The 22,225-nt window shown below is 54.4% G+C and carries 14 protein-coding genes; 3 read left to right on the top strand and 11 right to left on the bottom strand.

All coding sequences use genetic code 11. The features are described 5' to 3' along the window. Window positions 1-12: 12 nt before the first annotated feature. Window positions 13-1,089: an ABC transporter ATP-binding protein gene (locus tag BLP78_RS04670; protein ID WP_090457005.1), complete on the top strand. Its 1,077-nt coding sequence runs from the start codon at window positions 13-15 to the stop codon at window positions 1,087-1,089. Window positions 1,090-1,385: 296 nt separating this feature from the next. Here the strand turns inward: BLP78_RS04670 and BLP78_RS04675 are convergent, their stop codons facing one another. From BLP78_RS04675 to BLP78_RS04685, 3 genes are all read right to left on the bottom strand, one after another. Then, window positions 1,386-1,847: a hypothetical protein gene (locus tag BLP78_RS04675; RefSeq protein WP_090457188.1), complete on the bottom strand. Its 462-nt coding sequence runs from the start codon at window positions 1,845-1,847 to the stop codon at window positions 1,386-1,388. A gap of 217 nt (window positions 1,848-2,064) precedes the next feature. Then, window positions 2,065-2,721 carry a response regulator transcription factor gene (locus BLP78_RS04680; protein WP_090457007.1) on the bottom strand — a complete coding sequence of 219 codons (657 nt, stop codon included), beginning with the start codon at window positions 2,719-2,721 and terminating at the stop codon, window positions 2,065-2,067. Window positions 2,722-2,733: 12 nt separating this feature from the next. After that, complete coding sequence (locus BLP78_RS04685; RefSeq protein WP_090457009.1) at window positions 2,734-4,164, bottom strand: sensor histidine kinase; 1,431 nt, start codon at window positions 4,162-4,164, stop codon at window positions 2,734-2,736. A gap of 504 nt (window positions 4,165-4,668) precedes the next feature. Here BLP78_RS04685 and BLP78_RS04695 point away from each other — a divergent pair. After that, window positions 4,669-5,328, top strand: coding sequence for a thiopurine S-methyltransferase (locus BLP78_RS04695; RefSeq protein WP_090457014.1), 660 nt, complete (start codon window positions 4,669-4,671; stop codon window positions 5,326-5,328). 134 nt (window positions 5,329-5,462) lie between these two features. On the opposite strand, the gene mltB is transcribed toward BLP78_RS04695, so the two are convergent. The 8 genes from mltB to BLP78_RS04735 form a co-directional block, all read right to left on the bottom strand. After that, entirely contained in the window at window positions 5,463-6,458 is a 996-nt protein-coding gene (gene mltB, locus BLP78_RS04700; RefSeq protein WP_090457016.1) for a lytic murein transglycosylase B, read from the bottom strand. A 185-nt stretch (window positions 6,459-6,643) separates the two neighbouring features. Next, the gene (locus tag BLP78_RS04705; RefSeq protein ID WP_256330054.1) at window positions 6,644-10,255 is read right to left on the bottom strand and encodes a UvrD-helicase domain-containing protein; all 3,612 of its coding nucleotides are present in this window, start codon (window positions 10,253-10,255) and stop codon (window positions 6,644-6,646) included. Next, window positions 10,252-13,020, bottom strand: a complete 2,769-nt coding sequence (locus BLP78_RS04710) for a PD-(D/E)XK nuclease family protein (protein ID WP_090457018.1) — start codon at window positions 13,018-13,020, stop codon at window positions 10,252-10,254. The genes BLP78_RS04705 and BLP78_RS04710 overlap by 4 nt, the downstream gene beginning before the upstream one ends. Before the next feature lie 25 nt (window positions 13,021-13,045). Continuing rightward, window positions 13,046-13,369, bottom strand: coding sequence for a ferredoxin FdxA (gene fdxA / locus BLP78_RS04715; protein WP_025040257.1), 324 nt, complete (start codon window positions 13,367-13,369; stop codon window positions 13,046-13,048). Between the two features lie 253 nt (window positions 13,370-13,622). After that, entirely contained in the window at window positions 13,623-15,656 is a 2,034-nt protein-coding gene (locus BLP78_RS04720; RefSeq protein ID WP_090457020.1) for an alpha-amylase/4-alpha-glucanotransferase domain-containing protein, read from the bottom strand. A 179-nt stretch (window positions 15,657-15,835) separates the two neighbouring features. Further along, complete coding sequence (locus tag BLP78_RS04725; RefSeq protein WP_090457193.1) at window positions 15,836-17,539, bottom strand: glycoside hydrolase family 57 protein; 1,704 nt, start codon at window positions 17,537-17,539, stop codon at window positions 15,836-15,838. A gap of 117 nt (window positions 17,540-17,656) precedes the next feature. Continuing rightward, window positions 17,657-18,916, bottom strand: a complete 1,260-nt coding sequence (glgC, locus tag BLP78_RS04730) for a glucose-1-phosphate adenylyltransferase (protein WP_256330055.1) — start codon at window positions 18,914-18,916, stop codon at window positions 17,657-17,659. A 244-nt stretch (window positions 18,917-19,160) separates the two neighbouring features. Beyond that, window positions 19,161-19,481, bottom strand: coding sequence for a hypothetical protein (locus tag BLP78_RS04735; RefSeq protein WP_143002890.1), 321 nt, complete (start codon window positions 19,479-19,481; stop codon window positions 19,161-19,163). 331 nt (window positions 19,482-19,812) lie between these two features. Here BLP78_RS04735 and glgB point away from each other — a divergent pair, with 331 nt between their 5' ends. After that, window positions 19,813-22,026 (top strand): 1,4-alpha-glucan branching protein GlgB, encoded by a 2,214-nt coding sequence (gene glgB / locus BLP78_RS04740; RefSeq protein WP_090457197.1) that lies wholly within the window; start codon window positions 19,813-19,815, stop codon window positions 22,024-22,026. Window positions 22,027-22,225 lie beyond the last annotated feature (199 nt).

A 22,225-nucleotide genomic window follows, 5' to 3' on the forward strand; every position in this document is an offset into this window, starting at 1 on the left:
TGAGCGACTGCCATGAATACGCTGCTTGAGCTCAGAAATATCCGGCATGCCTATGGCCGGCAAACAGTGGTGAACGACTTATCGCTCGCACTAAAAAAAGGTGCCATCGGCTGCCTGCTGGGACCGAGCGGGTGCGGCAAGACAACGGTATTGCGATGTATCGCCGGGTTCGAGCCCATCTCGGCCGGCGAGATTGCGCTCAATGGCGTAGTGATAAGTAACGCGGATTTCAGCTTGCCGCCGGAACGGCGACACATCGGCATGGTGTTTCAGGACTATGCATTATTTCCTCACCTGACGGTTCAGGCCAATGTTGGCTTTGGCCTGCACCGCATGCAAAAAACGGAGCGTGCGGCACGCACCGCTGAAATGCTCAAAACCGTAGGTCTTGCTGATGTGGCGGACAAGTATCCACACCAGCTTTCGGGCGGCCAGCAGCAACGCGTCGCCCTGGCGAGGGCACTTGCGCCAAAGCCTGACTTACTGTTGCTGGATGAGCCTTTCTCTAATCTGGATGTGACGCTGCGTGGCCGCCTGAGCCTGGAGGTGCGCGACATTCTCAAGAGCCAGAATGCTACCGCCATTTTGGTAACGCATGACCAGGACGAGGCTTTTGCCATAGCGGATGAAATCGGCGTCATGCACCAGGGCGAAATCCAGCAATGGGATACCGGCTACAACCTCTATCACAGGCCCGCCAACCGGTTCGTTGCAAATTTCATCGGCCAGGGCGTTTTTCTCCCCGGCAAAATACTGGATCCACATCACGTGGAAATCGAGCTGGGGACCCTGGCGGGAGAGGTGCCGCATCAGTGCATGCCGGACTGCCAACTATGCCGCGAGGGAAATCCCGTGGATGTGCTCATACGGCCGGATGATATTGTGCACGATGACGCAAGCCCCCTTCAAGCCGCCGTGATGCACAAGGCTTTCCGTGGCGCCGACATCATGTATACGCTGCGTCTGCCCGGCGGTGGCACCGCCCTATCACTGGTACCGAGCCACCATAACCATGCAATAGGCGAAAAAATCGGTATCAAACTGGAGGCGGATCACGTTGTGGCATTCAGCCAACCTGCATCCAACTGAAGCCACAACGCAACCGCGTCAATCGCTTACCGGTTCCTGCAGCACTCAAGCGAAACGCGCATCATGTATACCCTGATTCAGCGCGTACCCCGCCTTCTTATGGGGATTGCCGAAACTTGAATCCAGGTAATCCATTAGGACGCGAGATGATGGCGAGGCAGGTTGCGAGACAGTTTTACCGGTTGAGAGAAGTCCATAGCCTAGTCTATGGACTCCGCGCAGGTAGCGAAAATGGTCGCAGACTGACCAACAGCACTCACGTAGACTCGCAGAGCCGCCTGATGAATTATCCGGGTTTAAATCTGCTCATTGGGATCAGATTCGACCTTGGCGTTGTTCTCGTGGTTTCGCTCCTGTCGTTTTTCCGCCGGGATAGTGGCGTGATCGCGCGGGGCAAGTTCTGACGCCATTTGCCGGTGAAAAGCGGCCAGCTTTATGTCTTCCTCGGCGGTTCGCTCATATTTGTGCAGCAAAGCCGAAGTATGCGATTGCTTATCTTGTGCCTGCCTACCATAAAGGTAGCTTTTTTCTTCATAATGCTGAAGCAATTTCTTTTGCTCCTCCGCTTTTCTCAGCATCTCTTTGGCGGTATTTTGATATTGCTTCGCCAGTTTTTCGTGATCAGCATAAGTTTTCGCACTCTTTCCAGCCCTGTTGATATTGTCATTCTGCGCTTCGAGAGGACTCATTTGAGCGCAGGAGGCCAACAAACCAAGTGCAGACAAGATCGCAACGAATGTTCCTGATTTTGTTTTCACGATGGGACCCGGATAGGATGAAAGTGGCTTCATGCTAACTCGGTTCACACTACTGAATATATTGGGGAAACCCTGTTTTTTTTATAAGGGAAACCTTTATGCAACTTTTATATGGCGGAAGTGGCTGATATGAATATCGATAGTACGATGCGGCTCTAAAGAAGACCGGGCGGAAAACATCCGGACAATCTGACGTAAAGCGCGAGGGCAATGGCTGCTATTGCGGTTCGGAAATCCAGTGGGTGGCATAACGTATCAAATCCGCGCCGTCTTTCAAGTTCAATTTGGTACGGATGTGGAAGCGATGCGTTTCGATAGTTTTGATACTGCGGCTAAGCAACCGGGCAATTTCCTGGCTGCTATGCCCGGATCCGATCAAGTGCAGCACCTCAAACTCGCTCGGGGTCAGACTGTTGACCAACGGTTCAGACTCCGAATTTCCGGTCACCACCCGATTCAACAGCCTGGCATACATGGGCTTGCTCAGATAAATATTTCCCTTTAACACCTCGCGGATAGCAGTGATCAGCACTTCACCCGGCTCCTGCTTCATCACGTAGCCACGTGCGCCTGCCCGCAAAGCGCGTTCCGCATACACGCCTTCGTCGTGCATGGAGACGACGAGTACGGGCAATGCCGGCATCGAAATATGTATGCTTTTTATGACCTCAAAACCGGAGAGGGTCTTGAGAGACACATCCATTAAAACGATATCGGCATGATGCCCCGCTTTGAGGGCGGCAAGCGCTTCTTCGCCGTCGCCCGCTTCACCCGATACCTCCATGTCCGGCTCGAGATTGATGAGCATTGCCATGCCATGCCGCAACATTGCGTGATCGTCCACCAGCATTACTCGTGCTTTCAAGGCTGACATATCAGGAAACTCCTACATCATTCGCATTGCGAGCCGCACTTCCATTCCTCCTTCGGGGTGCGACAGGAATTCCAACCTCGCGCCAAGCTGCCGGGCACGATATTGCATGATTTTAATGCCCATTCCCGGGGTTGCGCCGTATTTTTTTTTGGAATCGGCAAAACCACTGCCGTCATCGCGGATCGACAGGTGGAGCATTCCTTCCTCTGAAAACAGCAAAATTGTCACTTGCTGCGCGCGGCCGTGCCGTATCGCATTATTGGTAGCTTCCTGGGCAATCCGGTAAAGATTAAGTGCGAAATTCTTATCCTCGATAACGACTTCACTTTTGCATACGAAATCACATGTAATCTTATAGGTGATTGCGATTCTCGATGCAAATGCCCGCAATGCGCCCATGAGGCCATTTGTCTCCAGTTCAAATGGAAGCAGTCCCTGTGCAAGCTGCTTGCATTGCATTACGGCAACCTGCGCCTGGGTGGCAATGGAAGCAGCAATCGACGCCGCATCCCCACTTCCCGACACGGATATTCTTTTCTCCAATGCCTTGGCCTGATAACCTATCGCCGCAATCTGCTGCCCAAGATTATCGTGCAATTCCTGTCCGATCGAACGCTGGTGTTCTTCCGCTATGGAAACCAGTGTCTGTTCCAGACGTTTGCGCTCAAGCCATCTCTCCAGATCCGTCGCGACCGCATTGATGAGCCGCTGCTCTTCCGGCACCAGGAATGGTTTGTCTTCGGGATAGAAAACACGCAACTGGCCGCAGAGCTCGTTGTTAGCGTTAATCTCCGAGTGCAGTGCGTGCTTACGGCCCTGGCCGTGATTGTCAGAAGTGAAGCGCCTACCATCGAGTTCGATCATGGCGGTAGCGATTTCCGGAAATTGCATGGCGGGTATCAGGTGCTCAAAAATCTGCTGGCAGACGTTATCCATCGATAATTCCAGCCCCATACCTCGGCGAATCTCATAGAGACAGGTGATTTCCTTCAGGCGCTCGCTCAGCGCCTCATCGATCTGTTTCCGCTCAAACCACCTCTCCAGATCAGTCGCGACCGCGTCGATGAGCCGCTGCTCCTCCGGCACCAGGAATCGCGTGTCTTCCGGATAGAAAACACGCAGTTGGCCGCAGAGCTCGTTGTTGGCGTTAATCTTCGAGTGCAGTTCGTGCTTACGGCCCGGGCCGTGATTATCAGAAGCGAAGCGCCTGCCATCGAGTTCGATCACGGCGGTAGCGATTTCCGGGAATTGCATGGCGGGTATCAGGTGCTCAAAAATCTGCTGGCAGACGTTATCCACCGATAGTTCCGGCCCCATACCACGACGAATTTCGTAGAGACAGGTAATTTCTTTCAGACGCTCGCGCAGCGCCTGACCTGCATTTGCATGCTCATCAATGGGGTGCTGAGCCGCATCCACGTGTCTTTTATCCTGGCTGGTCATTAAAGGCTTTTATCATTCGATCAATTCAATCTACCGTTTCGCCCGTCCATGAAATAAACTTGAAATATTCCGCTTAGTTTATATCAGTCATACACTTCAGGTGAGTCCATCGCTATACCGCGAGAGGAATCCCGCGAATGTGCTCATGCGCTCGGATGACATCGCGCATGATGATGCCAGGCTCCTTCAAGCCTCATCATGCAAAAGACTTTCCACGACACCGACATCATGTACGTCCAGCACCGGCCCAGCGGGCACGGCGCTGCCGCTGATACCTAATTATCATAACCACGCAATAGGCAAAAAAATCGGTATCATGTCGGAGACGGATCGGTCGTGGCATTCGATCAACCTGCACCATGATTGCACAACCATAATCGCAGCGTGAATGTTCTGCATATTCAGAAAAGTAACTCTCAGATTAAAGTTACCTGTAATCGACATAATGTGTAAGGCAGCAATAAGCGTAGCGTATTGCGCCATACGAGTGGTCGGGATATAAAAATGGAAAAAGATTATTGGCTGGAGCGCTGGAAGCAGGAAGAAACCGGTTTTCACCAAAACGAGGTTAATCCGTATTTGCGCCAATACTGGCAGGCGTTGCATCTTGCCGCCGGCAGCGAGGTATTCGTGCCGCTGTGCGGCAAAAGCCGCGACATGTTATGGCTAAGTGAACAGGGATATGCGGTGCTAGGTGTGGAAACCAGCGCCGTCGCAGTGCAAGCATTCTTCGAGGAGAACGGCTACATCCCGAATCAAACAAACAGCGAAAATTTCGACCGCTACGATGCAAGCGGCGTCCGAATCCTGTGCGGGGATTTTTTTGACCTGAGCAAACACGATCTGGCAAAAACAAGCGCAGTGTACGATCGCGCATCGCTAATCGCGCTGCCGCCGGAAATGCGCGAACGTTATGCAGATCACCTGTTGAGCATCCTGCCGCCTGTAGCGCAAATCCTGCTGATCACTCTGGACTATCCCCAGCAGGAAATGGCGGGCCCACCGTTTGCGGTTTCTGCGAACGAAGTCGAAGCGCTCTACCACGAGCGGTTCACGATACGGCTACTGTCGCAATTGGACGTGCTTGCGCAAGAACCACGCTTTCAGGAACGTGGCTTGAGCCGATTACAGGAAAGCATCTTCCTTCTGGCATCGCATAGATAGCGAAACCGAGCGGCTGTTTATAAAAATGAAGTATCGTCCCTAATCGATTACAATAATTCAGACAGTATTTTCCCAGTGCGGAATGCCGGGATAACTACCGATATGGATGTGGTCAAAATCTTGCACAAGCAACTTCAATTAGAATTTCTTGCCGCACGAATCTCGTCAGCCAGTTGCAACACGCTCATGGCGTAATTCACGCTGCGGTTATAGCGAGTGATGACGTAGAAATTATTGAAGCCCAGCCAATGTTCGTTTCCGGTTTTATTTTCCAGTTCGATCAGCGTAGCCTGGCGGTCGACCGGTAGAGCGACTTGCGGCGCAATGCCCAATTTTCTCATTCTCTCCACGGTATATGCTGGTCTTTCCCCTGCGTATATTGCCTCACGGTAACTTTCTCCGTTGACGAGGGCGGACGCGACTATCGCTTGCTCCGTTTCCCAGCCGTAGCCCTTCAGATAATTGGCGACGCTGCCAATCGCATCCACGGTGCTGCCGGACAAATCGACCTTGCCATCATTATCGAAATCCACGGCATATCGCCGATAGCTGCTGGGCATGAACTGCGGGATGCCGATAGCCCCCGCATACGAGCCTTTGATGCTCAGCGGGTCTGAACGTTGTTCCCGCCCCAGCAGCAAATAATGTTCCAGTTCGTCGCGAAAGAAAGCAGAACGCTTCGGATAATCGAACGCCAGCGTAGTCAATGCATCCAGCACGCGATGCTTGCCGGTTTGTACGCCATAGTTTGTTTCGACACCGATTATGGCAATAATGATTTCTTCAGGAACACCAAACTCCTTGCGCGCCCGCTCCAAAGTCGAAGCATGGCTGTTCCAGAAGACAACGCCATCGGTGACACGCTGGGGGGTAACAAGCATTGGGCGGAATTCGTACCATGGCTTGGAAGTCGCCGGGCGCGAAATTGCATTGATGATGGAGGGCTGAAACTGGGCCAAACGGAAAATACTTTCAAGTTCAGCCTGGGTGAACCCATGCCGTTCCACCATCTGGCCGATGAAAGTTTCGAGCTCCGGCCGCAGAGGTGGTGGTGCCGCAGTTGCGCCGGTCGTACCCGTCGCACATCCAGCGAGCGTCAGTAATCCGAAAGCATAGAGTAACAGTCGCATGAATTCCCCCTAATTTGCAGATACAGAAAGCTGTTTATCTTTTCACTATTGATCGCACGATCGATAATTCTCGATCGGCTTTATCCTCTTCAGCAAACTCATCGCTTTTCGAAAAACGCTGAATTAACTCTCTTCTTCACAGGGACGCAACGGCGGCTTGCAGGATGGCTTGCTGGAAAAACACTTTACCGCGTATCGCCCCACTCCCGCCATCCCTTCAGCATCGGAAAATAAAGCCCTCGCCTCACCTGCTGGCCATCGACTGAGCGCATCAGTGCCGCGTAACGGTCGAGCTGGGCGCGATAGCGCTCCTGCTCGCTGTCGAGAAAGCCTTCCAGGTTCGAGCCTTCATGACTACTGGTCTTGTAGTCCACCACCCACCGCTGGCCGCTCTCATCACGAAAGGTACGATCGATGACGAGATCGATATACTCGCCTTCGGCTATCGTTGTCATGCGCAATTCGTTGCGGGCATCCCGCTGTGGGCCGAGCAACCATTGTCCACGCCGATCACTCACCGCTTGGGTAAGCGCGATTATTACCCGTTTGACAGCCGCATCGGTATCGCCCTCATTGCCGGCCATGCCGCAAGCCACGAACTGACGCTTGAAGATATCCCGTAACCCGGAAATTTTCGGCGCATTCCAGTTCCCCACCCCATCCTCGGCGATGCGCTGCAGCCAGCGGTGTACGATGTTTCCGATAGTGCGCGCCGTTTCCCCTGCCCATGAATATTCGATCTCGCCCTGAGTCGGCGATCCCTGCCGCTGAGCCTTCCACTGTACTGAGGGCGGCGCGACCGGCAGTGTCCACCCTGAGACAAGGCGCCGCAGAGACTGATCGATAGCGTATTCGCCCGCCGCGCGCTGCTCTTTATCATCAACGGCAAATAACACGCCTGAGGACATCGCTTGTGCTGCAGCTTCTGCATAAATATGCTCCACCATCGGCCAGATTTTACTCAGCAGTGTTTTTCCCGCTGGCGGCTTCAGCTCAAAAGGTTCAAAAGAGTCTTCCCCTTCGCGAATACCCGTGCTGCCCAGCAGATGCAGGCGCTGCCTGGCACGTGTCGCAGCCACGTAGAGCAAGCGCCCATCCTCCAGGCGTTCCTTTTCACCGTCGAGTTTCTCCAGCCATGAATATATGCGGTCGGCCTCCCCACCCGTTTCCTGAATCGGCGCGAGCAACAGGTCGTTACCTTCACATGGCTCTTCCGTGTTGAGCGCAGGCCGCAAATACTCCATCCACATGAATAGCTTCTTATCGTTGCCACGCGATGAACGACCAAGACCGGGTACGATCACATGATCGAATTCCAGGCCCTTGGCCTTGTGAATCGTCATGATTTGCAGGGTATCGTCGGCTTTTACGTCAGGTAGCGCGAAAAGCTTGATGAGCCCTTCCTCCAAGGCAGCGGCGGTGAGAACGCTACCTTCGTTTTCGTTTGCTTCGAGGTAATCGAGGTAGGCCGCGGCATCTTCAAAGTCTGTCGCATCTTCAATACAGGCGGGGCCTCCCAGCGCAAGCCATGCTGCCTCGACAGTGTTCCGCAACGATTGGCGGCAACGATTAGCCATGCATTCCGCCAACACTTCCCGCACGCGCAGAAGCCGGACATAGCCATCGGCGGAAACCGGCGCCATGCGGGCATCATCGTTGATCAATTCCCACACTGTACGATCAGGTGACTTCGCTCCGCCATCTCTTCTGTCTGCCTGGGCATCGCCAGCGACCACATCAGCAACATCGCCAGAAGCGGGTTCGGAACGCACCGATACGAGCGCGTGCATGTCCGCGAGCGTAAGGCCGCACCATGGCGCGCGCAGCAAAGCGAACCACGCCATTCGATCGGCGGGATGCGCCAGTGCGCGGGTCAACGCCAGCAGATCCTGAACGATGGGCCTGCGCGCCAGCCCTTCAATTTCTATCGCACGAAAGCGAATGCCGGCTTCCTTCAGCCGAGGTATGATTTCACCGAGATGACCACGGTTGCGCACCAGGATTGCCGTAGCGGAGCCTGGATCATCGCGCTGCGCTTGCGCGACAATCTCCACCACTTTTACCGCCTCGGCTGCGTGGTCATCATTGAAAAACGGATGTATGCTGACCCCTGTGCCTTCCAGCAAGCTGCGCGTTGCGATGGATTGTGCGTAAGATACCGCGCCAAGGGCGATATTCTCCCGCTCCGGCATCACCTGCGAGAACGTGGCGTTGACCCAGTCGACGATGCCGCGCTGCGATCGGAAATTAGCGGAAAGCGCGCTCGGCTGCAATGCCACATTGCCTATCCCCTCTGCACGGGCGCGGAGGAATAACCCAACCTCAGCCTCGCGGAATCGATAGATGGACTGCATGGGGTCGCCGACCGCCAGCACGCTGCGGCCATCCCCCGGTTCCCATCCGGCGGTCAATTTCACGACCAGATCATACTGGCTGATCGATGTATCCTGGAACTCATCTATCAATAAGTGCCGAATGCGATAGTCGAGCGCGAGTGCAAGATCGGTAGGCATCTCGGGTTCACCGAGCGCTCGCAGGGCGCCTTGCGCGACCTCGGTAAAGTCCACCTTGTTATGGATTTGAAACACGAGCCTGAGTTGCGCCACCGCACGCGGGAGCAATCGCATTATCGAGCTGAGCACTTGCCATTGCCGTTCGGTGTAAGCAGGGGGCGGAAGCTTTTCACGAATGTCATATAACGCCTGGCGAAGCGCGCTGTCGTCTTGCTCAGCCAGATGCGAAACCAACGCCCGCGCCCTGTCCTTCCATGAGTCCGCCGTGTCTTTCCTGGCCTTGGGCTCCGGGGGAAATCCCTCCTTTACCGTGTGTTGCTTGCGCCAGGCGCCTTCTTTTGCTTTTGTCAGCAACAGCTCGGCGATGGCATGCCAGCAGGGAATATCCCCCTCATCATCGCCAGGAAACGTGCTGAGTTCGCAAAGCTGTGCGTAGTCGACGATAAGCGAATCCCTGCCGCTATCTGCCAGATTGCGCGCAGCGTAGCGCATCAGCTCAACCAGTTCGTCCCGGCTAGCGACAGGAAATAGTGAACACAAGCGCCGGAGCGCATCACGGCGTGCGTTCTTCAACGCCCCTTCCAGCTCATCGCGGTCCTTGCCATGAATATGCCGCAGCCAGTGATCGCGTCGAGCCAGCATTCCGATGAGCAATATCTCGACGCGTGCCACGTCATTGTCGAGATGCTCCAGCAAATGCTCGACATCCTGCGCCACGGCATCATTGTTCTCGACAAGACCAACGGTAGCACGCGCTGCTTCGGCATATAAATCCGACGCGTCCTCGATGGTTTCCGGCTGAGAGCCGAACTCCGACAGCACAGGCATCTGCCGTGTCAGCGATGCGCACAGCGAATCGAATGTCCGGACACGCAATCGCGCTGGATTATCGAGAATATGCCAGCCAGCGCCGGCGTCCCGCTGCAAGACAGCGCCAGCCAGCTCTCGCGTCAGCCTTTCGTACTCGGTTTGAAACGTTTCAGACGGATAAGAGGACGTATCGCGTGCCCGCACAAGCGCCGCCATCAAGCGTTCACGCATCTCTGCAGCCGCTTTTCGCGTGAATGTAATCGCAACGATTTCTTCCGGCTCATCCACAAGCGTCAACAACTTGAGATAGCGCTGTATCAGAAGTCCGGTTTTGCCTGATCCGGCCGGTGCCTGAACGATAAAGGAATGGGCCGGATCAAGCGCACGGCGGCGCTCGGCAAAGTCCGGCGCTAGGCCGGGTCCTTGGTGCGGCGCGAGTTCCGGGGTAGAGAACATAGGCGATGTGCTGCTCATCCTTCCTCTTCCTGCTCGGTAAACTCCTTCCCTGCACGTTCATGAATACGGCAAACGGATCGCACGTCACAGTAGCGGCAAGTGTGCGGATAGGTCTTGGGATCGATTTTGGCATCTCCGCTGATGAAATCGGCCGCGATACGGGCAAGATCGGCGTGCCAGGCCGCAACCAGGTCTTCCCACGATCCGTACTGATCGGCCTGGCGTGATTCGTGCAGCGCTTTTCCACCTGGCAGCAGATTGCCATCACGCGCAAGTGTCGTGAACCGCATCTCTCCCGTTTTAACCTGCGCAAATGCGACCGCAACCGCGGTTGGTTCGGCAGTAACAAGATACAGGGGCAGTTGCGGTTCTTCCGGACGCTCTCCAAGCATGGCGTTTACCGATGGCGCCCGCGTTTTATAATCGATGATGATACGGCGTCCGTCGCTGAGCTCGTCGACACGATCGAGCCGCGTCGTCAGTTCGAGCCCACCGATTTCGATACTGCGCTTATCTTCGATAGCAACGACCACAAAGTCACTCCGCTTCTTGTCTTCGTTGAGCCATTCTTGTGCCAACCGCACTAGGCGCCGCTGCTCGATCACTGCAAAACGCCCTGAAAGCGTAGCTGGACGGTCGCGATGGATATGCGCGGTCGCGTCTTTCGCGGCCTGCATGAGCATCGCTTCCAGATCGTCATCACTCATGGCGTCAAGCGCATTTTTGGTTTTGAGCTGGCTCCAAACCTGGGCGAGCACATGATGCACCAGTATGCCGCGCTGCATTGCATCCAGCCCGGTGCCCGGCAATTTCGTTCCGGATGCGCCCAATCGATGGACAGCGAATGCCCGGAATGGGCAGGCGGCCTGATCTTTTATCACCGCCATGCCGCCACTGGCCATACCGTTAGCGCCATTGCCTGCACCTATTGCCGGTGCTTCGTCATTTTTTATGCATTCAAGCCAGCCTGCGCGATGGATCAGGTCGCGGTGACTTGCATAATCGGGTGGCTCAAGCTCGCAAATGGCAATATTCGCTATCATTGAACTGGGTGCGAGCGCCCGCCCATCGCGGCCATTGCCATGCCGTGGATGACTCAGGATGACTTCGCTCGCTGCCGACAACCATGCATCGGTAAATCGGGACGCAAGCGCCAGGGAAGCGCCGGCCGAACCCTGCGGCAATCCGGCGGCTTGCTGAAGTTCAATCGGCAGAAAAGGATTGGGACGTGGCTGCGGCGGCCAGGCTTCGTCAGACAAGCCCATTACCCAAAGATGATCGAACGTCATGCCGGCGGCTTCGAGAACGCCGAGTATCTGGATAGGAACATTCGGCGTCTCAGGCTGGAACGACACCTCGGCAGCCATATGGCGCAAACGCGATAGTGCTTTGCCGTAGCTGGCGTACGGCATGACGCCGCCGAGGGCGGCGAAGTCGGCGAGAACCTCATGCCATTTCTTCAATGTCTGATATTCCGCTGAATCCAGAGCGCGTTCGCCAGGAAAACCGACGATCCTCAAAACCTCGGAAATAACCCTGGCCAGCGCTGAGGGCGCTTGCGAACCGCGCAGCTTTACTTTGCGGAGCTCGGCATAGGCCGACAGAACCTCCGCTAGAACCGGGCAGCTTTCACCGCCATGTTCGCGCTCGATAAGCGCAAGCAGCCGCTCAAGTGTAATTGTGGGCTCGGTACGATTGCGCAGTTGAGCATCGAGGCTTGCGCGCTGCGACATTTCAGTTTCGCCGCCGCTGAGAAAGGGCGATCGAAGCAAGAGGCTCGCGCGCTCGAATCCGATTTCTCCCTCGCCGAGTTCGAGTATCAGGAAGGCGGCATTTATCAGAGGATACGAAACCAGAGCCTTGCCAAGCGATGCATTAAACGGCAATACGCGCTTGGCCGCACCCGGTAGCGATCGCAGGACATCGGGCTCCATCACCGAACTGAAGATGCGCAGGATGGCACTTCGGTGCTCTGAAAAGGCCGGAACGACGACGCCAATGCGAGCGGAGCCATTTGCTTCGATTCGTGCCCGTGCCCAAGCCGCCGCGCAATAAATCTCCTCACCGGCGTCGTCATATTGCACACGTCGCGAACCGGGATCTTGCGGCGACCGTTGCGGCTGCGGTTGCGCCAGCATTACTTCACAGCCCGCATCCTCAAGCTTGACCAGCAAGGCTGCCTGTTGCGGTGTAATGATATCGAAACCATAGCAGATCAAGCGCTTCGGCTTATTGATTTCAGGCCGCAGGCACAGCCCGGCTACGAGATCGCAAAGCCGTGCGCGATCGGTCTGCCGTGCGCGGCGGGTTGTTTCCTCGTAGTATCGCGACCAATCCCGAAATGCCTTACCATCTTCGTTCAGCGGGAAATCCCCGAGCCGCGGGATGAAGTGCCATGCATGGGCGAGCTGCCACGCCTCGCGAGCAAGCCGTGCGGCCTCAGCGACGGCAAGCAAAACCGTGCCCGTATCCGAACGGGCAATGGCATCTTCCCATAGAACCTGCTCCTGAGCGGGCCTGAGCAACGCGGGCAGATGAGAGGCTTGCGCGGAGTAAAGCGCCTCCTCGTAGATACGTTCGATGAATGTGGAGATCGGCAGGATATCCGCCGAATCCCAGGCAGAAATGCCTTCGGCTGACCGCGCTCCATCGAACTCGTGTTTCAGCGCGGCTGCGAGTCGCCGATTGGGCGTGACGATCGTGACGCCATCTACTAAGCCGACGTCACGGCTCGCAAAAATTTCCGTCAGAAGAACTTGGGGAAAATTCAGAATGGAGGACATGCGGCAAAAAACGACCGCTGCCGGATCAGCGTTCCAGCTTGTCCAGTTTCCCGGTTACCTTTGCCCAGTCATCGGCATCGGGGGGGGAATCTTTTTTCTCGATGATGGGTTTCCATGCTTTCGATAACTCGGCGTTGAGTGCGGTGAAATGCTGCTGATCCGTCGGCACGTCATCCTCGGCATAAATTGCATCCACTGGACATTCAGCTACACACAGGGTGCAATCAATACATTCATCCGGATCAATTACCAGAAAATTAGGCCCCTCGCGAAAGCAATCCACCGGGCACACATCTACACAATCAGTGTATTTGCACTTGATACAGCTTTCAGTTACTACATAGGTCATGACGGATCCTTGCTGGGCTCTTTGAGAATTCGCAATTTTACCAGAAATTTTACGAATGCCGCTATAACTCTACAACCCAGACCAGCCTGCCAGTATGGGTTTAAGGTGCGAAGCAAGCTGGGATACCGCTGCTGAAAGCAAAGCATGCCACACTGTATATAACAGCCCTACAGGATGAGTTGCCACCCGGCCGCCTTTTCTTTTTGCATGTTTGTACTTGAGCGTTTGTGTAATTCCCACCTGTCCGCCGCGGCTACGGAAGGTGTCCCCCCACGACGTTTTGTCTTGCATTGATCGCCAGCGAGACAACCAATGCACCAACCATCACCGGCCATTGCAATTTCAGTGTCACAGCCTGCATGATTTTTTCGAATCCCTCTTCCGACTGCGATACCGAATAATAAGGCTGTGCGTGCAATTCGGCTGGAACAGATACTTTCAGTTCGACACTTCCTCCCAGCACATCATCATCGAGCGTTATATCGGTCATGGCGGACAACTCGAGTAGTTGACCGAAACCACCCGGAATTTGTCCCCGGTAAATATAGCGCCCCCCCCAGCCATCGCAACTTGGCATTGCAAGGTTGATCTCGGTACAGAATACGCCCTCCGCTTCAGCGGCGAACAAATATGACACCTGCAACCAGTTGCCCGCAAGGGCGATACTTTTTTTTACGTATTGCGAATACACCTCCGTCTGGCAGGTTGAATCATCAGCACTGGATGGTTCATGCCGATAGGTTATGAAATCGCCATTCAGGCGATCCACGAACAACCCACGAGCGTGGTCGTCGGCCACCATATCCCCGGCAGTTATCTTATTCTTGAAGCTGAGCCGTTCATGCGCCGAGGCGATCCCGGCACCGCTGTGCCCATGCGGGTTATCTTCGCGTTGATGGATTTTTCGATAATAATGCTCAGCCTGGCGCCGCAACGTATCGCCAAAATTATGCATCAGCAGATAGGAATCCAGTTCGCAAATGATGCCTCCGTCATTCATCTTCAACACCGCCTGGATTTTACCGGTCTGCAGATACATTTCCTCGATCCCATCGAGATCGGTATCTTCCAGGAATCTTGTCGGGCGGGGGGCGCAGGCGTCGAGCATCGCTTCCAACTCGACGATGGCTTTAAATACCGCGCGCCTGAGATGAGGGAGATACAAGCCTCCAAACAAGCCATGCCAATATGCATCGTTAGCCTGAGACTCATATAGCTTATGCTTCATGGCGACGCTACGTTGCCGCTCCGGCAGCGAGGCCAGCCGCCGGGAAAGGCCCAGCATGCGTTTGTGCATCCAGTTGGATTCGGGATAGCGCGAAAAAAAATTTTTCCAGATACCACCGCGCAGGAACGCCTTGTTGCCGTCGTACCAACCCACTGCCTTGGCCTGCTGCACCAGGTCGGCATAAATATTGGCAGGCCCTGCAGGAAGTGTCCACTCGTTCATTTCCATATATGAAGTGGTTGGGAGATACACCACACCCCGGGTTTTCTCGGCAGCATGATAGTCCCGGTAGTGCTGGGGACGAATTATGGGCGACGCCAGTACCCCTTGGATAAAGTTATCCAGCCAGCCTTTTTCATATACCCACTGATAAGTTTCCGGCCAGATACCGAATTTTTCGATATCGTCAAAATAGATGGCGGCATTGCCATGGCCGGTTGTACTGTTTTCAGCCAGAGACTCTATGTACGCTACCGCTTCATCCGCCGGAGAAAACGGCAACCGGTAACGCAGCGCTTCGGAGATGGGAAACAGATCGAGTTTGCGCTCGTCCTCTTCGGTAGTGAAATAACCATCCAGTTCCGCCGCTGTTTTGCCAGCACAAAGAAAATGATAATCGTCCACGATCACGTAGCGGATGCCACAATCCGCTAACGCCGGAACTACCGTTGCTTCCCACACGCGCTCGGTCAGCCATGCACCTTGCGGGCGCCGCCCCAACTTCCTCTCCAGCTTATCGGAAAATGTCTGTATCTGCCCGATGCGATCGCGGTTCGGAATCGCAGCCAGGACCGGCTCTGTATCGCCCGCACCGAATAGCTCGACCTGACCGCGCATCACCATGTCCCGAAGCAGCGCCATGTCTTCTGGATAGTGATCAAACAGATAGTCCAGCAACCAGCCGGAAATATGCACCGCAAAACAAAAGCTGGGATATCGGTGAAGGACTTGCAGGAAAGGACGGTAACAGCGCAGGTGGGCATCAGCCAGCACCTCTGGAAAATTTCCGACCGGTTGGTGAGCATGAACGCCGAAAAGCAGGGAGACGGATCGGGACATCGAGTTCTCCTCAGAGAAAGCTTAGCCACTCGCTAGCGCCGCTACTTCCGGCCCAGGCTGGCGCTGGTCAGGTGAAATGCATCATGTTGCGTTATGTGGCCTGGAAAACCAACTTGGCTTTTCCTGGTCGAAATATCGCTCTCGGGCTTGCGCCGGCAATAGTGCGCTGCAGGCTTTCTTCAAGAGGCGCGCCGCATTGTGCCCGAATCTTGAGCCACAACGCCGCCGCCGTGGCTGATAGGCTGATGTACGGATACGGGCACCGGCAATTTCAGTAAAGAATAGAGATTAGCCAGATTGTCCCGGAATAATTGATCAAAGCTCGACACTACGCTCGGCGGATTGTAATCACCCAGCCACCAGAACCAGTCGGAGCTTTCGCAGGAAGCGAGTTGACGTTCGGCTTTAGCTCTTTCCTCGTCGGTCAAGCGTTTGCTTTGCATCACCAGGTCATAACTGTGCTTGGCCGCACAGAGCAAATCCCAGGCACGGTTTTTGTCCTGATCGCCGATCCATGTGGAAAACGTTCCGTACACCCAGCTCCCTGCCGTCAATACCGGCAAGCGGGCGACATCAGCCTGCTGGATGCTTCCCAGATAATCCTTATAAGTAGTCACCTCGATTGCGGGGTGATTTTCAAGAATTCCGTAGAGATCATTGAGAAAGTAATAGCCGTTGTAAGGATAGTATTCCCACGCATTTTCGCCATCGAGAATAATACTTACCACTGGATTTTCCCCGGATAATGCGTTGCGGCCGATATCTTCGAGAGAGTGCACCAAATGCTCGGCGGCATCTCGCCCAAACCACTTCGAGTACTCGAAGCCGATCATGTCGGATAGTTTTTCGTCGCGGAAGAAGCACGTGACGCTATTGGCCTTGCCTTCCACATGATAGGGCTTGTAGAGGTAGCGGCCTCGCTCCGGCAAGGGTCTGCCCCCATACGATTTGCGCAGGCTATTCGCCAGCACGTTTTCGCCGCTGGCGCTCCATTGACAATCGTGGTCCGCAAGAATCTCGAGCATGGCCGCTGATATCGCACCTTCCGCGGGCCATACGCCGCAGGGCGTTATCCCGAAGCGACGCGCATGACTCTCGATAGCTGATGTCAACTGAAACGCGACACGGCCTTTCCCTCCGGGATAACAGCTTTCCACCGGCAGGTGCACGTCGGGCATGTTATCGCGCGCGGAAGAAAAGTCTATCAATAGCGGAGCCAGGGGGTGGTAATGGGGCGTGGTGGACAATTCGATCTGGCCGGACTCAGCCAGCTTGCGATAGCGAGGAATCAATCCCTGTATCAAGTCCCCGATCACATTGAGCAAGTCTAGCCGGTCGGCATGGCTGAAGCCTCTGTCCTGTGTCATCAATCGCACTACCACCTCATTGGTCCTGCGTACGCTCTCTCCTGTCCATGCCAGGTGATACCACATGATCAGGTCCGCCAGATACTGACCCGAAAGATAGGACAGTTCCGCCTCGCCGCGAGCCCGCAATGTTTCGTGCATATCATGCAACCGCTTGTAGGTCGGGTACGGTTGCATCATGGTGACATGATTGCTGCGAAAACAACTGTCGAACGCCCGTATGCGATCTCGCGCGGAAACCTGTTCCAGATCGGGCGTCGCCAGCAAGCGCAAGAGCGGGTCCCGAAACTGACCCGACGCGAACTGTGCCGCATAATCCTCCAGTTGATCCAGCAGTACCGGCACGAAATTCACCACCGCTTTTATGGACGGATGCGCTTCAAGGTGGGACACCATGTCGCTGTAGTCCTTGATGGCGTGCAGATACACCCATGGCAACGTAAATTCGCCAGTTTCGTAATTGCGATAATCCGGCTGGTGCATATGCCACAGCAAGACTAAATGTATTGGTTGCATTTCTATCTGACCCGATGGAAGAAGGCGTCTGGACAAGCCCTGCGTTCGGCGCGGAACCTGTTCGATCGCCACAAATTGTTCGCTTTATGCGCTCACTGTCTTATTTCATCCTGCTTATCATCTGACATAATGTATTTTTTGCCCCAGCATTTCCGGAGTAATAAGCGTAACGCCATTTTCGGTGACATAAAAGCGCTCGCGGTCCTGCTCCGGGTCAAAACCAGCCATCAACCCAGGAGGAATTATACAATTCTTGTCGACAACGACGCGTCTCAGTCGCACATTGCGACCGATATCCACGTTGGGCAATATCACTGAATCCTCGATACTGCTGTAGCTGCGTACCTGTACATTTGAAAATAACAGCGAGCGGCGCACGGTTGACCCACTGATGATGCACCCTCCAGAAACCATTGTATCCAGTGCCTGCCCGCGCCGGTCATCGTCGTCGAAAATAAACTTGGCGGGCGGCAGTTGTTCCTGGTGAGTCCAGATCGGCCAATCCTTGTCATATAGATTGAGGTCCGGCGTAATACGGGTGAGATCCAGGTTCGCCTCCCAATAGGCGTCTATGGTGCCGACGTCGCGCCAATACGGCACACCCGACGCCATATTGACACAACTGTGGACGAAACGGTGGGCAAATACCCTTCCACGCGGCACCAGGTACGGGATCATGTCCTTGCCGAAATCATGGGACGAATTCTCGTCGTCATGGTCATGAATCAATTGTTCGAAAAGAAATGCAGCATTGAACACGTAGATACCCATGCTCGCCAGCGCATGCCCGGGCTGGCCGGGCATCGCGGTGGGCACTGAAGGCTTTTCTTCGAAACCGTTGACGCGCCATTCGTCATCGACGCTCATGATCCCAAGTCCGCTTGCCGTCTCCAAGGGCACGTCGTGGCAGGCTATTGTCATCTCGGCGGCCCTTTCGACATGGTCGGCGAGCAGCTTGCCATAGTCCATTTTATAAACGTGATCACCGCCCAGAATCAGCACGTAATCCGGATTATAAACTCGAAGTATATCGATATTCTGATAGACCGCATCGGCGGTTCCCTGATACCAGGTTTCTTCGATGCGCTGTTGAGCTGGCAATAACTCGACAAATTCATCGAATCGCCCATCGAGAAATCCCCAGCCGTGCTGGATATGGCTGATCAGGCTCTGCGCTTTGTACTGTGTTGCGATCCCGATACGGCGAATGCCGGAATTAACGCAATTGGAGAGAGGAAAATCGATAATGCGGAATTTGCCGCCAAACGGCATGGCAGGCTTGGCACGCCAGTCTGTAAGCTGTCGCAAGCGGCTACCGCGCCCGCCAGCCAGTATCATCGCTACCGAATTACGCGTAATCTGGCTGATATAACGCAAATCAGCTCCTTTTGTCTAGAGAATCTCACCTCTGAAGAAGTTCGCGGTGACGCACTCATCAATGGCTGAACCACACCATTCAAATTGAGCCGCCTGCTGTGCAGGCTAGAAACCGAAAAGAACCGCCCCCAGAAGCGTCGTGGCAAGAAGCCCTCGTACACGGGGCGCCATTTGCGGGCTCTTACGTCTCAGGAAAATCCCTTCTCTGTAAAAGCCCGAAGCTGCCTCGCATCCATTCGGATGCTTATCCAGAGACTCCCTGTGGCTGAACTTCTTCCCAGGTTCCATCAAGTTTGATATAGAACAGTTTTGGCTCGAACCCAAGCGAACGGGCAGTATCCCCCGCCTTGTAAAGGTCCTCCTTTACCGCACCGGCACCACAGTCCTCGTGAACGGAGAGCACAGCCACGTGGCTATCATGCAGCCTCTTCGACAACTCCAGATGCGTTTCAAGTTGTTCCGTATTTGCCGCGCCGCCGGCGCATATCACCCGATCAAACGTTCCCTCTTTGACATTCAGGTGCTCAAGTAATTTTTCAATTGTGCCCTGAATCCGAAAGTCCATACATCCAAACACAGCGTGAGAACATGTATGCATTTGTTTTTCCTTATTTTATTTATCCCCAGGATACTGAGGCGAATCAATGAAGGGAAGCAGATTGTGCCCCTCTCCATATTCCCCGTCAAGTAGTCCGTTTCCGTTTGTAAAGAACAAATAAAGTGTCCGGGTCTGTAGCAAATGATCTGTCCGATTTTATGCTATCGCGAAGGAGAGGAGCATGAAACGGACAAGATGGCTGCAGGAGATTCGGGAGATGCGATTGCCTGCATTGAATTTCAATTCACGACCATACTCCGCCGTATCGCCGTATCCTTGCGCGAGCTATAATCGGTTTATGCAATCCGATCCGACACATCATGGCATAACGGTCAAAGTCAACCCGTCCCTGGAAGCGCTGCTGGCAGCTCGACTTCATGATCCTTTCAGTTATCTCGGTGCTCGCATGGAGCATGGCCATGGCTTGATTCGGGTATTTTATCCGTATGCGATAAATGTATGGATCAATATAGAAGGCAGCTTCGAGGCGATGACGCGGGTACATCCTGCTGGGGTTTTCGAATGGCGCGGCGTCGAATTGCCGTCCATGCCATATCTATTGCGCGTCGAAGACGGTAACGCATGGCCGGAAGCATGCTTGTACGAAACTTATGACGCGTATGCCTTCCAGCCGCAAATTTCCGATTATGACGTCTATTTGTTCAATGAAGGCCGGTTACGGCAAGCTTATCGAACACTGGGTTCGCATATTGCGGAAAGAGGGGGCATCGCTGGCGTACTTTTTTCGGTATGGGCGCCTAATGCCGAGCGCGTGAGTGTGGTAGGCGGCTTTAACCGGTGGGATGGCCGAGTACATCCGATGGCGGTTCATGGTTTCAGTGGCGTTTGGGAGCTCTTTATACCCAACCTCCCCCCCGATTCACTCTACAAATATGAAATACGCAACCGCGACAGCGGCGCAATCCTTCTTAAAACAGATCCTTATGCCAGGCGCTATGAATTGCGCCCCAACAATGCGGCGCGCACGCCGGTGATCGGCGAAACAGCATGGGATGATGCCGAATGGATGATAAACCGTGCAACGTGGGATTGGTTGCACGCACCGCTGAATATTTACGAAATTCACGCCGGGTCCTGGAAGCGACATCCTGATGGCCGTTTTTACTCTTACCGTGAACTCGCCCGGCATCTGATTCCTTACGTGCTTGAAATGGGCTACACCCATATTGAGTTGATGCCAATTTCAGAGCATCCGCTCGATGAATCCTGGGGTTATCAGACAACCGGCTATTTCGCACCCACCAGTCGTTTTGGCTCACCGGACGACCTGAAATATTTCATCAATGCCTGTCATCTGGAGGGTATTGGCGTAATGCTCGACTGGGTGCCGGCGCATTTTCCTCAAGATGCATTTGCGTTGTCCCGATTTGATGGTAGCGCATTATATGAGCACGAGGATCCGCGTATTGGACTACATCAGGACTGGGGAACGCATATCTTCAATTTTGGGCGCAACGAAGTAAAATCGTTTCTATTGTCCAGCGCCCATTTCTGGTTAGCGGAATTTCATCTTGATGGGTTGCGCGTGGATGCTGTTGCATCCATGCTCTATCTCGACTATTCACGCAAGCCGGGTGAATGGCTACCCAACAAATATGGCGGCAGGGAAAATCTGGAAGCTATAAATTTCCTGCGCGAACTGAACATTATGGTACATGAGGAATTTCCGGGTGCGTTGACGCTGGCGGAAGAATCCACTTCATGGCCGGCGGTATCTCGTCCCGCCTATACTGGCGGTCTGGGATTTTCCATGAAATGGAATATGGGCTGGATGAACGATACGCTATCCTACATGCGTAATAATCCGGTTTATCGGCGCTTCCATCAGGACCAGCTTACTTTCGGTCAGTTGTATGCGTATACGGAGAATTTCGTCCTGCCGCTTTCACATGACGAAGTAGTGCATGGCAAAGGATCTCTGCTGGGCAAAATGCCGGGCGATGCCTGGCAGCAATTTGCAAACGTACGCCTGTTATTTACTTATCAGATGACTTATCCCGGTAAAAAGCTCAATTTCATGGGCAGCGACTTCGCCCAGGGACGTGAATGGAACTCGGGATGGGAACTGGACTGGGGTCAATTACGCGACGAACAGCACCGCGGCGTCAAGGCTGCGCTGCGCGACCTCAACCATTTGTATGGCAGTATTGCCGCATTACACCAACTCGATTTCTTGCCTGATGGTTTCGCGTGGGTAGACTGCCATGATGCCGACAACTCCGTCATCAGCTATCTGCGCCGCGCATACGATGGTTCATTCGTCCTGATCGTTCTCAATTTCACGCCTGTGCCACGCACACGTTATCGCATCGGCGTCCCTGCGAAAGGCATGTACCATGAATTATTCAATAGCGATTCCTTGCACTACGGCGGCAGTAATCTGGGCAACATGGGTCGCATCGATACGACCGGCGAACCCTGGATGGGGCGGCCCGACTCGATCGTCATCAGCCTCCCGCCACTTGCAGGGATCATTCTTTCGCTTGAATAATGCTCTCCCGGCGTGATATGAATGGATGAGGCGGAGGTTGCCGTACGGCCCATCGCGCTTCTCATCGATAATCGCCCGACAAATGCTTGACTCGGTTCCGGGAAGATACGTTCATTTAACGAGGCACCACCGGCCGTCCGCCGTGCCGACACGGCTGTAGCAAAGCGTACCGAGCAATCGAGTTCATTTGGCACAGCAA

The organism is Nitrosospira sp. Nsp1 (assembly GCF_900100985.1).
Lineage (GTDB): Bacteria > Pseudomonadota > Gammaproteobacteria > Burkholderiales > Nitrosomonadaceae > Nitrosospira.